General features: G+C 68.7%; 12 protein-coding genes. 3 read left to right on the forward strand and 9 right to left on the reverse strand.

All coding sequences use genetic code 11. The features are described 5' to 3' along the window. Positions 1–226: 226 nt before the first annotated feature. Together AB0P21_RS31750 and AB0P21_RS31755 are read right to left on the reverse strand one after the other, a co-directional pair. Positions 227–823 carry a ParA family protein gene (locus tag AB0P21_RS31750; protein WP_363701331.1) on the reverse strand — a complete coding sequence of 199 codons (597 nt, stop codon included), beginning with the start codon at positions 821–823 and terminating at the stop codon, positions 227–229. A gap of 122 nt (positions 824–945) precedes the next feature. After that, positions 946–1,551 carry a TetR family transcriptional regulator gene (locus AB0P21_RS31755; RefSeq protein WP_363701333.1) on the reverse strand — a complete coding sequence of 202 codons (606 nt, stop codon included), beginning with the start codon at positions 1,549–1,551 and terminating at the stop codon, positions 946–948. Positions 1,552–1,640: 89 nt separating this feature from the next. Here AB0P21_RS31755 and AB0P21_RS31760 point away from each other — a divergent pair, with 89 nt between their 5' ends. Further along, positions 1,641–2,753, forward strand: a complete 1,113-nt coding sequence (locus AB0P21_RS31760) for an NAD(P)/FAD-dependent oxidoreductase (protein ID WP_363701335.1) — start codon at positions 1,641–1,643, stop codon at positions 2,751–2,753. A 2-nt stretch (positions 2,754–2,755) separates the two neighbouring features. Further along, entirely contained in the window at positions 2,756–4,084 is a 1,329-nt protein-coding gene (locus AB0P21_RS31765) for an FAD-binding protein (RefSeq protein WP_363701337.1), read from the forward strand. A gap of 3 nt (positions 4,085–4,087) precedes the next feature. Here the strand turns inward: AB0P21_RS31765 and AB0P21_RS31770 are convergent, their stop codons facing one another. From AB0P21_RS31770 to AB0P21_RS31790, 5 genes are all read right to left on the reverse strand, one after another. Next, a complete protein-coding gene (locus AB0P21_RS31770; protein ID WP_363701339.1) occupies positions 4,088–5,056 on the reverse strand; it encodes an ABC transporter substrate-binding protein in 969 nt (322 codons plus the stop codon). Next, positions 5,053–7,014 (reverse strand): ABC transporter permease subunit, encoded by a 1,962-nt coding sequence (locus AB0P21_RS31775; protein WP_363701341.1) that lies wholly within the window; start codon positions 7,012–7,014, stop codon positions 5,053–5,055. The genes AB0P21_RS31770 and AB0P21_RS31775 overlap by 4 nt, the downstream gene beginning before the upstream one ends. A 1-nt stretch (position 7,015) precedes the next feature. Beyond that, on the reverse strand, positions 7,016–8,098 hold the full coding sequence (locus tag AB0P21_RS31780) for a glycine betaine/L-proline ABC transporter ATP-binding protein (RefSeq protein ID WP_363701343.1): 1,083 nt from the start codon (positions 8,096–8,098) through the stop codon (positions 7,016–7,018). A gap of 170 nt (positions 8,099–8,268) precedes the next feature. Continuing rightward, entirely contained in the window at positions 8,269–8,730 is a 462-nt protein-coding gene (locus tag AB0P21_RS31785; RefSeq protein ID WP_363701345.1) for a group II truncated hemoglobin, read from the reverse strand. A 12-nt stretch (positions 8,731–8,742) separates the two neighbouring features. Further along, positions 8,743–9,654, reverse strand: coding sequence for an aminoglycoside phosphotransferase family protein (locus tag AB0P21_RS31790; RefSeq protein ID WP_363701347.1), 912 nt, complete (start codon positions 9,652–9,654; stop codon positions 8,743–8,745). A gap of 47 nt (positions 9,655–9,701) precedes the next feature. Between AB0P21_RS31790 and AB0P21_RS31795 the strand changes: the two genes are divergently transcribed. Next, on the forward strand, positions 9,702–10,451 hold the full coding sequence (locus AB0P21_RS31795) for a hypothetical protein (protein WP_363701349.1): 750 nt from the start codon (positions 9,702–9,704) through the stop codon (positions 10,449–10,451). A 90-nt stretch (positions 10,452–10,541) separates the two neighbouring features. On the opposite strand, the gene AB0P21_RS31800 is transcribed toward AB0P21_RS31795, so the two are convergent. After that, entirely contained in the window at positions 10,542–11,201 is a 660-nt protein-coding gene (locus AB0P21_RS31800; protein ID WP_363701351.1) for an NAD(P)-binding domain-containing protein, read from the reverse strand. Positions 11,202–11,270: 69 nt separating this feature from the next. Then, the gene (locus AB0P21_RS31805; RefSeq protein WP_363701353.1) at positions 11,271–12,098 is read right to left on the reverse strand and encodes a siderophore-interacting protein; all 828 of its coding nucleotides are present in this window, start codon (positions 12,096–12,098) and stop codon (positions 11,271–11,273) included. Positions 12,099–12,128 lie beyond the last annotated feature (30 nt).

The following is a 12,128-nucleotide window of genomic DNA, read 5'->3' on the forward strand; positions in this document are numbered from 1 at the left end:
GTGGGTGGTGGCCCGCGGTGGGTGGTGGCCCGCGGTGGGTGGTGGCCCGCGGTGGGTGGTGGCCCGCGGTGGGTGGTGGCCCGCGGTGGGTGGTGGCCCGCGGTGGGTGGTGGGCACACCGTGCTTCCCGCAACCCATCTGATGGCGAGGTGACGCCCAGCGTCACGAGCCCGAAGCGAGAGGGCCGCCCCTTCGGCTTGGGAGCTGAAGGGGCGGCGCGGGTCGATCAACTGCGGGCAGCCGCCAAGATCTTGCGCCAGACCTTGCGATACGACTCCAGGCCGTCTTCGGCCAACGGACCAGTGGGCCCAGCGGTGATGGAGACTCGCTCGGGGATGGTGCCCCAGACCGGGATGCCTTCGTCGGCGTACTGCTGCATGGCTTCCTGGTAGCTGCGCGTGTAGGTGCGCGCCGAGCAGATCACCAGACCGACCGGGATCTCCTTGGGGACCAGTTCCAGGACTGCTTTGACTCGGGGGGTTTCGACGCCGCCGATACGGGTGGGGATGACCACCATCCGGGCTCGTTCGAGGGCCTTGTTGAGGAGGCGTTCGTGGGATGGGGGCATGTCCACCACCCCGATGCCTTCGGGGGGCACTCGGTCCAGCGCCTTCGTCAGGAGCCGCTCGGTCGGCGCCTCGGCGATCTCGATCCTGGCCAGGTGGGCGTCGTCGGAGTCGGCGATCCAGTCGGCCGCGCTGCCTTGTGGATCGGCGTCGATGAGGGTGGCTGTGCGACGGTTGGAAGATGCCAGCGCGGCCAAATACACCGACGTGGTTGTCTTACCTACCCCGCCCTTCAGTGCAGCTGTCACGATGATCATGGGACCGACGCTACCTGCTTCGACCCAATTTCCGGCGTGTCGTCGGCGTTGCTCGCGTGCCGCGTGATATTTGCTGCAGCCCCGAACAAGCTCAACCGCCCTTCAACCTGTACGCCGAGCGCCTACTGACCGGCTTGCAGGTGAGACACCAACCGGGCGGCCTGTTCCGCGTACTGCGCGGCGAAATCGCCCCCCTCGGGATCGAGCCCGAGCGCCCGCGCGAGCTGCGGGAAGACCACCGGCGCCGCGGAGATCCCGAACAGCGCCAGCGCCGCGTACGCCGGATCGAGGTCGCCCGCGAGCTCACCCTCGGACTGCCGCCGACGAAAGTCCGCGAGCACGCCCTGGAACCGCTCGTACTGCGCGTCCGCGTCGCCCCCGGCGGTGTCGCGATCGACCCCCTCGCGGATCAGCAACCGGAGCAGGTCAGGCTGCTCGATCGCCGCGCGAGCGTAGGCGCCGACCACCTCGCCGAGTGTCCCCGCGCCGTCGGTGACGGCCGGTTCGCCGGCTCGCCAGCGATCGGCGACGGCTCGGTACAGACCTTCCTTGCCGCCGAAGTAGTACGAGATCAGCTGCTTGTTCACCCCGGCGCGGTCGGCGATCGCGCTCACCCGGGCACCGCTGAAACCGAGCGCGCCGAACTCGATCACGGCAGCGTCGAGCAACTGTTGCCTGGTCCGCTCCGCGTCGCGCTGCCGCTCATCGGGTCCTGGTGATCTCCGCACGGTCGTCACTCTAACTGAACCATCCGCCGTGCTAACTTAATCATCCAGGCGGATGACTAAGCAAGACAGGTAGATGATTGGAGTACAGGATGAAGGTCGCAATCATCGGAGCCGGGATCGGCGGGCTGGCGCTGGCCCAGGGTCTGCAGCAGGCGGGCGTCGAGGTACGGCTGTACGAGCGGGACCCGTCGCCGGCCTTCCGTCGGCAGGGGTTCCGGATCCATCTCAGCGAGGTCGGCGAGCAGGCACTCGCGGCTGTGCTCCCGGAGAAGGTTCACCGTCGGGTGATCGAGACCTCGACGCATCCGGGTGACCTGGTCGCGGGATTCGACCCGCAACTCAACCAGCAGTTCGCGCAGACCTTCCAGGTCGGCGGTCCGGACTCCATCAGCTCGATCGACCGGTACGCGTTCCGCCGGGCGATGATGACCGGACTGGACGGAGTACTTGCCTTTGGCAAAGAGTTCATGTCGTACCGGGCCGACGAGAAGGTCGAGATCCGGTTCGCCGACGGCACGAGCGAGACCGCCGATGTGCTGGTCGCGGCGGATGGAGTCGGTTCGCGGGTTCGGGCGCAGTTGCTGCCTGAGTTCGAGGTGCACGACAGCGGAGTTCGGTGCATCTACGGGAAGATTCCGCTGACCGATGCTGTCCGGGCGGTGACGCCGCCGGAGTTCCTGCGTGGTTTCTGCTTCGTGAGCGACGGGGTCGGGGCCGGCGCTGCGTTCGCTCCGGTGTTGTTCCGTACGCCGCCGGCGGAGTACGGCGACTACTTGATGGCCGTTCTGACTGGCACTCAGGAGCAGTTGGGTCGGAGCGACGACGAGCTGTTCAGCATGCCGCTGGAGCAGCTGTGGAGTCTGGTGATCAAGCAGGTCGCGGACTGGAGTCCGGCGGTCCGTGAGTTGGTTGATGCTGCGGACGCGTCGGCTGCCTTTCCGATCACTTTGCGGACCTGTACTTCGGTGCTGCCGTGGCCCGACGGGCCGGTCGTCCTGCTGGGTGATGCAGCCCATCCGATGCTCCCCTCAGCCGGCGCCGGGGCCAACACCGCACTGTGGGATGCCGCGCGGCTCACCGAAGCGCTAACCACGCACCGAGAGCTGGCGGCGTACCGGGAGGAAATGCTGACCCACGGAATGGCGGCGGTGACCGAATCGCTGGAGAACGGGAGGCGGATGTTCGACCTCGGTAAGTTCTGAGGATGGTGAATCTCGAGTTCGATCCGGCGGTTCGGGAGTCGGTCTCCGCGGATGCCGGGCGCTACCGCAGGCAGGTCCCGCAGGCCGTTGTCCGGCCGGAGTCGGCGACCGACGTCCAGGAGATCGTCCGGTTCTGCGCGCGGCACGAGATCCCGGTGGCAGCGCGCGGACTCGCCAACACCACGCACGGCCAGGGCCTGGTCGACGGCGTACTGATCGACATGCGCTCGTTGAACACCATCCACGAGATCGGCGCCGATCGGGCCACCGCGGACGCTGGCGTCGACTGGTTGCAGCTGACCAACGCGGCGCACGCGAAAGGCCTGACGCCGCCCGCGTTGACCGGGTTTCTCGGACTCACGCTCGGCGGCACGTTGTCGCTCGGTGGCGTCCCGCCGGCCATCCAGTCCGGGGCTCAGGTCGACAGCGTGATCGAGCTCGAGGTGGTCACCGGGACCGGCGAGATCACAACCTGTTCAGCGGACCGGAACAGCGAGCTGTTCGAGGCGGTACTCGGCGGGCTGGGGCAGTTCGGGATCATCACCAAGGCGACCGTGCGGCTCGGCGCCGCGCCGGAGAAGGTCACGGGGTACGAGCTGGCCTATCCGGAGATCGCCGATTTCTTCCACGACTTCAGGACCCTGCTCCAGCGGGCCGAGATCAGCGAGATCTACGGCGACTGGTGGCGGCCGGGTGAGCAGGGCGAGGTCCAGCACCTCAGCGCGTTCACCTTCCACTCCACCGAGCAGCCACCCGACGACCAGCACGTACTCCGAGGCCTCACGCCGAGTGCCGCAGAGACGAGTGCCGTAGAGATCAGCCACGCCGACTTCCTCCCGCACGTCGCGCGGATCGACGTCGCCGTGGACGAGCTGAACAACTCCCTCGACTGGGGAAACCTGGCAAAGCCCTGGTTCACCGTCTGGCTCCCCGAGGAGACCGTCGAGCACTACGTCACCGAGGTGGTCCGCGAGTTGACCCCGAAGGATGTCGGCACCGGCGGCTTCGTCCTGCTCTACGCCCACCGCAGAACCAAGCTCACCCGGCCGTCGCTCCGCCTGCCCGCCGGCGACGGCGAGTGGGTCTACCTGTTCACCCTGATGACGGCCGGCCCGCCCAGCGCGGAGTTCGCCGACGAGATGCTGGCCCGGAACCGCCGCTTGTACGACCGCGCCCGCGCGGCCGGCGGCACGCGGTACCCGATCGAATCGGTCGCCTTCACCCCGGACGACTGGGCGGACCACTACGGCGACCGCTGGCCGCAGCTCCAGGCCCTGAAACAGAAGATCGACCCGGGCGGCATCCTCACGCCCGGGCCGAACGTCTTCTAGCGGTTACTTACCGAGCCAGGCGTCGACCTTGGACTGGTTGTCCTTGACCCACTTCTCGGCGGCCGCGTCCGGGGTCAGCTTGTCCTCGGCGATGTACTTCGCGACCACGTTCTGGTCGTCGTTGGTCCAGCTGAACTTCTTCACCAGCTCGTACGCCGGGCTGCCCGAGTCGGCGAACTTCTTCGAGACGATCTTGTCCAGGTCGTACGCCGGGTAGTCGCAGGCCACCTTCTCCGGCGCCGCGTCGCAGCCGGCCGCGTAGGCGGGCAGGTCGACCTTGACCAGCTTCAGCTCGTTGAAGAACCACTGCGGCTCGTAGAAGTACCCGATCACCGGCTTCTTGTTCTTCTCCGCGTCCCGGAAGGCCTGGATCAGCGCCGTCTCCGAGCCCGCGTAGACGACCTTGTAGTCCAGCTTCAGGTTCTTCACCAGCGCCTCGTCGTTGGTGACGAACGACGGGTCGCCGTCGAGCAACTGGCCCTTGCCGCCGGACTCCGACGTCTTGAACAAGGCAGCGTTCTTGTTCAGGTTCTTCCAGTCCTTCAGCTCCGGCTTCTCGGCCGCGAGCCACGGCGGCAGGTACCAGCCGATGACGCCCTTGTTGCCGGACGGGCCGACCACCACGGCGACCTTCTGGTCGGTGACGTACTTCTTCTTCAGGTCCTCGTGACCCCAGTTCTCCAGCACCGCGTCGACCTCGCCGGTGCCGAAGCCCTGCCAGGAGATCTCCTCCTTGAGGTTCTTCTTCACCACCTTGCAGCCGAGTTCCTTAGTCGCCACGTACGCGACCACGGCCGCGTTCGCCTCGTACCCGACCCACGGGCTGACGGCCAGGTTGAAGGTGCCGCACTCCTTGCCACTGCTGCTGCCACCGGCCGGCTTCTCGGCGTCGCCGACCTTCGCGCCGCCACAAGCAGTCAGGGCCAGGGCCACAGCGGTCAGAACTCCAGCAGTACGGAGCCTCTTGGTCACCACAGGTTGTCTCCTCTAGATGATCCCTTGTACTTCCGGGTGCGCGCGGCCGCGGCCTGCGTGATCCGGTCCAGCATCACGCCGAGCAGCACGATGGCCAGCCCGGCGGCAAGTCCCTTGCCGTACAGCTCACTCTGCGCGAAGCCCGCGGCGACGTCGTACCCGAGGGCGCCGGCGCCGACGAGTCCGCCGACCACGACCATCGACAGCACGTAGATCAGCCCCTGGTTGATCGCCAGCGTGATGGCCCGCCGGGCGACCGGGAGCTGCACCTTGCTGATCACCTGCCAGGTGCTGGAGCCGACCGAGTTGGCCGCCTCGACGGTCGCGACCGGCACCGCTCTGATGCCGTCGGCAACGATCTTGGTGGTGACCGGTACGGCGAACACCACCGCTGCCGCGATCGCGGTGAACCGGCTGGTCCCGAACAACGCCAGGAACGGCACGAGGTACACGAACGGCGGCATCGTCTGGCCGGCGTCCAGCACCGGCCGGAGCCAGCTGTCGGCGCGATGGTTGCGCCCGGTCCACACGCCGAGCACGAGCCCGACGGCGACGACCACGACAGTCGCCAGCAGCGTCGACGCCAGCGTCACCATGCTGTCGTGCCAGACACCCGTGGCGACCAGCAAACCAAGACAAACAGCAGCCGGTACTGCGCCCCGCCAACTCCCGAGCAGCCCGGCCAGCGCCACGATCACCACGGCGACCAGCCACCACGGCGACTCGGTCAGCAGCGCCTCGAGTGGGTTGAGAACGCCCTTGGTCACCGCATCGCGTACGCCGTACGTGAAGCCGCCGAAGACGTCCTGCACCCAGGTGGTCACGTCGGTCGCCGCGACGGCGATCTTCGAGCCGATGTTCGCGCCGGTCGGGAACTCGGCGGCCCACAGGTAGGTGCGCGAGAACCAGACGGCCACCAACGCGGCCACGGCGCCGGCGCCGAGCAGCACCTTGCGCCGCAGGCTCGCAGTACGCCAGGGACGGTCGCCGGCGGCGGTGGTCACCCGGTCGAGCACGATCGCCAGCACGACGATCGCCAGGCCGGCGTTGAACGCGACCCCGACATCGAGCGTCTGGAGCGCCTTCAGAACGGTCTGGCCGAGACCAGGAGCGTCGATCAGCGCGGCGACGGTGACCATCGAGAGCGCGGCCATGATCGTCTGGTTGATCCCGACCACGACCGTGCTGCGCGACATCGGCAGCAGCACCTTCAGCAACGTCTGGCCGCCGGACGAGCCGAGCGAACGGGCCGCCTCGACACTCTCCCGCGGCACCGAGCGGATCGCGTGCGCGGTCAGCCGGATCACCGGCGGGGAGGCGTAGATCAGGGTCGCGATCGTCGCCGCGGCCGGACCGATCGCGAAGAACAAGGTGAGCGGCGCGAGGTACACGAAGGTCGGCAGCGTCTGCATCAGGTCGAGGATCAGCGTCGCAACCTTGAAGACCCGATTCGACAACCCCGCCCAGATGCCGAGCGGGATGCCGACCAGCAGCGCGAGCAACACGGCCGCGATGGTCAGCGAGAGCGTGTCCATGCTCTGCTGCCACAGCCCCTGCAGACCGAGGAAGGTCAGGCCGGCCGCGGTCAGCACCGCGACCTTCCAGTTACCGAAGGCCCAGGCCAGGTACGCCGCGACGGCGACCACGCCGAGCCAGCCGACCACCGGTACCGGCCGCCCGTACGACGGTTGCGCGATGACCGCCTGCAGCAGGATGACGAGCTGGTCGACGGCGACCCGGATCGCGTCCAGGAAGGCGTTGCCGCCGCCCAGGAAGTCGCGCTGGTCGGTCAGCCAGCGGTGCAGCCCGGTGGTCTCCTGGCCGCCGAGGGCGAGCGTGTTGATGCCCTTCAGCACGAACCAGGCGGCGACCCAGACGACCAGCAGGACGCCGACGATCACCCCACGGCGCGGTTTGCGGACCAGGATCTCGATGTTGCCGGTGATGGACGCCATGTCAGGGACGCACGGGGGAAGGCGAGGCGACCCGGTCCGCGACGACGGCGAGGATCTCCTCGTCGCCGATCACGCCGAGCAACTGACCGTCGGCCACGACCTTCACCGGGTGCGGCGACTCCAGCACCTGCCGGGTCGCCTCCCGGACCAGGACGTCCGGGCCGAGCTCGAGATTGGCCAGCTCTTCGCCGTCCCGCGGCTGCCGGACGATCCAGCGCAGGGTGAGCACGTCGGCCCGCGGGATGTCCCGGACGAAGTCGCGGACGTAGTCGTCCGCCGGCGCTCCGACCAGCTCGTCGCCGGTACCGAGCTGGATCGCCTCGCCGTCGCGCATCAGCAGGATCCGGTCGCCGAGCTTGAGCGCCTCGTTCAGGTCGTGGGTGATGAAGACCATCGTCTTGCCGACCTCTTGGTGCAGCCGGACCACCTCGGTCTGCATCTCGCGCCGGATCAGCGGGTCGAGCGCGGAGAACGGCTCGTCGAAGAGCAGCACGTCCGGGTCGCAGGCGAGCGCGCGGGCCAGGCCGACCCGCTGCTGCATGCCGCCGGAGAGCTGCTCGGGGTACATGTTCTCGTGACCGCGTAGGCCGACCAGGTCGATGACCTCCTGGGCGCGGCGCTTGCGGTCCGGCTTGCTCTCGCCGCGGACCTCGAGGCCGTAGGAGACGTTGTCGATCACCTTGCGGTGCGGGAGCAGGCCGAAGTGCTGGAACACCATCGAGAACTTGCTCCGGCGCAGCGTCCGGAGCCGCTTCTCGTCGGCGGCGCGCAGGTCCTCACCCTCGAAGAAGATGCTGCCCGCGGTCGGCTCGATCAGCCGGGTCAGGCAGCGCACCAGGGTCGACTTGCCGGAGCCCGACAGGCCCATCACCACGAACACCTCGCCCGGAGCGACGTTGAAGCTCAGGTCGCGGACGGCCGCCGTACAGCCGGTCCGGTCGAGCAACTGGGCGCGGCTGAGCGCCGCGAGCTCCGGTCGGCGGGGCACCCGGGCAGCCTTCGGCCCGAACACCTTCCACAAACCCTGGATCGACAGCAGTGCCTCGCTGTCCTGCAAGTCGGGGTACTCGAGCTGAGCGGTCACAATGGTTCACCCTCGCATCCCGGCCACCGGGTTCGTCGTGAACCGCCGACAATATCGAAACGATAGGTCCCGACTTCCCCCGCGGGTGTCTGATGGATCAAGCTTTACCAGGTCTTACCCCGCACCGACCGCCCCGAAAGCCCGCCGCCGCATCGGTTAGGTCACACCTGTCAGGGCTGGTACGGCGGCGCTTCGCCCCACCCCCAGTGCGGGACGGGGGCTTGTGGGGGCGGTGTGGCGCCCGGCTGGGAGTTGGCCAGCGCGAGGCGGGTGCCCCACTCGACGTACGCGACGAAGGCCGAGCGGAACTCCGGGTCGTCGGGCAGCCCGGCCGGGTCGGCACTCGCGGCGATCAGGGCGGCCCAGCGGGAGCGCTGTTCCTCCGTGAGGCCAAGATTCAGGTGGTGGGCGAGCATCGCGGGGTACCCGCCCAGCTCGTCGGTGTAGCGGCTCGGGCCGCCGAACACCTCGCCCAGCCAGAGGGCGACGTGCTCACGGTGCTGGTCGCTCATCTGCGCGAAGACCGGCGCCAGGATCGGGTCCTCCAGCACCTTGTCGTAGAACACCTCGGTCAGCCGGAGAAACGCCTCCGCACCGCCCGCCCACTCATACACCGTCGGGGTCGTCGTCATGTAATCATGTAATCAGACGACTAGGGTCCCTGTCAGCGCCTGGGCGATCTGCAAATGGTCGGGGTCGATCTCGTCTTCTTCGCCGTCTTCCAGGTCCCAGAGGACGTTCTGGAGGATCCGGACCAGGGTCCAGCCGATCGCGCGTTCGCGGTCCAGGCCGGTGACCTCGATCATCAGGTCGAAGCGTTGCCGGATGGCGCGTTGCAGGTCGCCGGTGCCGAGCAGGTCGTCCCAGCGGTTGTGGAGGACTTGGAACACCTCGAAGCCTGGGTGGCCGGCGAGGGGTTTGGGGTCGATCACCAGCCAGGGGGCGCGGCGGCCGGCCATCACGTTGTCGTAGTGCAGGTCCCAGTGGAGGAGGCGGTCGCCTGGCTCTTGGGCCAGCTCGGCGGCCAGCGCGGCGTACCGGCGTACGAAGGACTGCTGGGTGGGGTCGGCAAGCCGCGGGATGAGGGATGGCGCAGCGTCCAGCATCTCGGCCACGACGTCGGACAACCGCCGTACCGTCGGAGGAGCCGGTACTTCGTTGAGCCGGCGCAGCAATCCGGCCAGGATGCGGGTCGCCTCGGTGTCGTCGGCGACATCGCTGAGCGAGCGGGGCTCCAGGCGCTCGAGCAGGATCGTGGCGGTCGCCGGGTCGTCCTCAAGCACCTCCACCACTGCGTCGCGGGGCCAGCTCCGGAGCGCGAGCGCCTCGGCCGCGTTCTCCTCGTTGGTGGGCTGGAGCTTCAGCATCGCCGGGCTGCCGTCGGCGCGGACGACCGGCAGGATCACCGAGGCCATCCCGTGCAACGGTCTGCCGTCCAGGCTCAGCTTCCAGCGATCGAGGTACTGCGCTGCCAGTGCGGGCGCGGCCTGAAGCCAGGGGAGTTCGTCGGAGAGGGTCTTGAAAAGCGGTGCCGGTACTTCGAACAGGGCGGTCATCGCCGGCAACATTAGTTGTCAGCCGGGCGATGTGCTTGGGTTTTGCGGTGAGCTCCCAACTGACCCAGCGGATCCGGCGGACGCGAGTGATCGTGGCGATGCTCTACCTCGGCGTCCCGTTGCTGTTTCTGGCCCTGACGCTCCGGATCAGCGCGCAGGCCGACACCTTCGCGTGGTGGGCCGTGCTGGTGCCGTTGGCGTTGCTGGCGCTGGGGTGGGTGTGGTGGAGGGGCGGCCGGCTCACCCCGGATCGCTGGAGCGGGACCGGGATGATGGTCGGTGGAATCGCCGCGCTGGCCACGGTGCTGCTGGTGAATCAGCTGGACGTGCCAGGTGTGCTCTATCGGGTGGCCGCTGTGGGGTTCGGCGTCGTCGGGTGGCTCGGGGGCCGGTACGGCGCGCACACGCTGCTCCAGCCGCCGATTGCCGAGCTTGCCGATACGCAGTACGAGCTGAGTTACCGGATGCGCGGGCTGACCAGGTTGCGGCTCGTCATCGGGGCGGACTCGGTGAGCTTGCGAGAGAAGGTCCGGGTCAAGGCGGCCCATGGGGAAGACAGTTGGTCGACCGACTCCACGACGTTCCCCTTGGCGGCCGTCACCGGGGTGCACGTGGTGGACCTGTCGGGAGCTGAGCGGCTGCGCTATCCGGTCAGTTTGACGTTGCCGCCGGCTGGCACGCCTGGCCCTGCGCTCATTCTGCAAGCTCAGGGCCAGGACTGGGTGCTGCCGCAGAACCAGGCCGCCGCGGTCGCGGAGATCCTTCAGCGCCGGATCGCTACTGCTCGCACCCGCTAGTCACGCCGGCCGGACCCGCCGACGGCCTGGGCGGCGGCGGACCCGCCGACGGCCTGGGCGGCGGCGGCTGGCCGGCGCCCATGAGTGCGGCTAGCCGCGGAGCTCGGCCGGGCGCTCCGGGCTGGCTGCGGCCAGACCCTTGCGGAGGCCGTCGATGTCGGGGTCGGTGCCGTAGACCGGCGTACCGGGCTGTTGGCGCCAGGACTCGTCGAGGGTGCCTGCGTCGACCGCGTCGAAGCCGAGCTGCTCGACCAGCTGCAGGACCTTGTCCTTCGCCGCCTGGTCGTCGCCCGCGACCGGCAGCGCGATCCGGCCGGGCTGGCCAGCGGGTACGCCGTTCTCGAGCAGGTGCTGGGCCTGGATGTTGTTGAACGCCTTGATGACCGGCCGGCCGAGCTGCTCGGCGACCCAGGAACTCTCGGTCAGGCCGTCGTCCTCGATCGCGCCGATCCGGCCGTCGCGCTGCGGGTAGTAGTTGCCGGTGTCAACAACCACATAGCCGTCGGCGGCGCGGTCGAACAGACCGCTCGGCAGCACCGGCACCGCCTTCTCCGGGATCGTCACGACGACGAGCTCGGCGCCGTCGGCGGCCTGACTCACGTCGACCGGCGTCGCGCCCGTCTCCGCCGCGAGGTCACGCAGCGTCTCCGGTCCGCGGGAGTTCGCCACCGAGACGTCATGACCGAGCGCCGACAGCCGCCGGGTCAGGGTGCCGCCGATGTTGCCACTGCCGATGATGCCGATCTTCACGTCTGCTCCTTTGAAGTTGTCCCCCACAGGCGACAACACCGGAGCAGCCGTGAATCATCCGGCGGGCAACTAGTTGCCTGCGGCCTCGCGCTCCTTGCGGACCGTCTCGGCCTTCTCCGCCTGCCAGCCGTCCTCGTTCTTGCCGAGTCGCCAGTAGCCGGACAGCGAGACCTGGTCGCGCGCGAGGCCACGCTCGCCGAAGAGGTGCTTGCGCAACCGCAGTACGAAGCCTGCTTCGCCGTGCACGAAGACCTGGACGCCGTCGGGGAAGTCCAGCGCCTCGACCGCCTTGACCAGGCCGTCGCCGCGGTCGCCGGTGCCGCCCGCGCGGTGCAGGTAGGTCAGCTCGAGCTCGCCGGCGGTGCTGAACTTCTGCTCCTCGGTCTCGTCCTCGACCTCGACGAACGCCTTGGCCTTCGCTCCGGCCGGGAGGCCCTCGATCGCGGCGCCGATCGCCGGCAGCGCGCTCTCGTCACCGACCAGCAGGTGCCAGGCGGAGGTCTCTTCCGGCTTGTAGGCACCGCCCGGACCGGTGAACCAGACCTTGTCGCCAGGCTGAGCCGATGCGGCCCACGGACCAGCGACGCCCTCGTCGCCGTGGTGAACGAAGTCGATCGTCAGCTCCTTGGCCGCCTCGTCCCAGTTGCGGACGGTGTAGGTCCGCATCGTGGGCCAGTGCTCGGACGGGAACTGCTCGCGGACCTGGCCCATGTCGAGCGGTTCGGGGTACTCCACGCCTGACTTCAGGAAGAGCAGCTTGACGTAGTGGTCGGTGGTGCCGTTGTCGACGAAGTCGTCGGAGCTCAGCACCACCCTGATCATGTGCGGGGTGACGCGCTCGGTCCGGCGGACGACCGCCAGCTTTGCTCGGCGGTTACGGGGTGCGGGGGTGCTCACGCGACCACGGTCCTCTCGACCTCGGGCGGA

The organism is Kribbella sp. NPDC056861, from assembly GCF_040687575.1.
Lineage (GTDB): Bacteria > Actinomycetota > Actinomycetes > Propionibacteriales > Kribbellaceae > Kribbella.

What these genes read in the sequence shown, in the direction of transcription:
- AB0P21_RS31760 (WP_363701335.1), top strand. Translation starts at nt 1,641, where the DNA reads ATGAAGGTCGCAATCATCGGAGCCGGGATCGGCGGGCTGGCGCTGGCC.
- AB0P21_RS31785 (WP_363701345.1), bottom strand. Translation starts at nt 8,730, where the DNA reads ATGACGACGACCCCGACGGTGTATGAGTGGGCGGGCGGTGCGGAGGCG.
- AB0P21_RS31775 (WP_363701341.1), bottom strand. Translation starts at nt 7,014, where the DNA reads ATGGCGTCCATCACCGGCAACATCGAGATCCTGGTCCGCAAACCGCGC.
- AB0P21_RS31790 (WP_363701347.1), bottom strand. Translation starts at nt 9,654, where the DNA reads ATGACCGCCCTGTTCGAAGTACCGGCACCGCTTTTCAAGACCCTCTCC.
- AB0P21_RS31765 (WP_363701337.1), top strand. Translation starts at nt 2,756, where the DNA reads ATGGTGAATCTCGAGTTCGATCCGGCGGTTCGGGAGTCGGTCTCCGCG.
- AB0P21_RS31750 (WP_363701331.1), bottom strand. Translation starts at nt 823, where the DNA reads ATGATCATCGTGACAGCTGCACTGAAGGGCGGGGTAGGTAAGACAACC.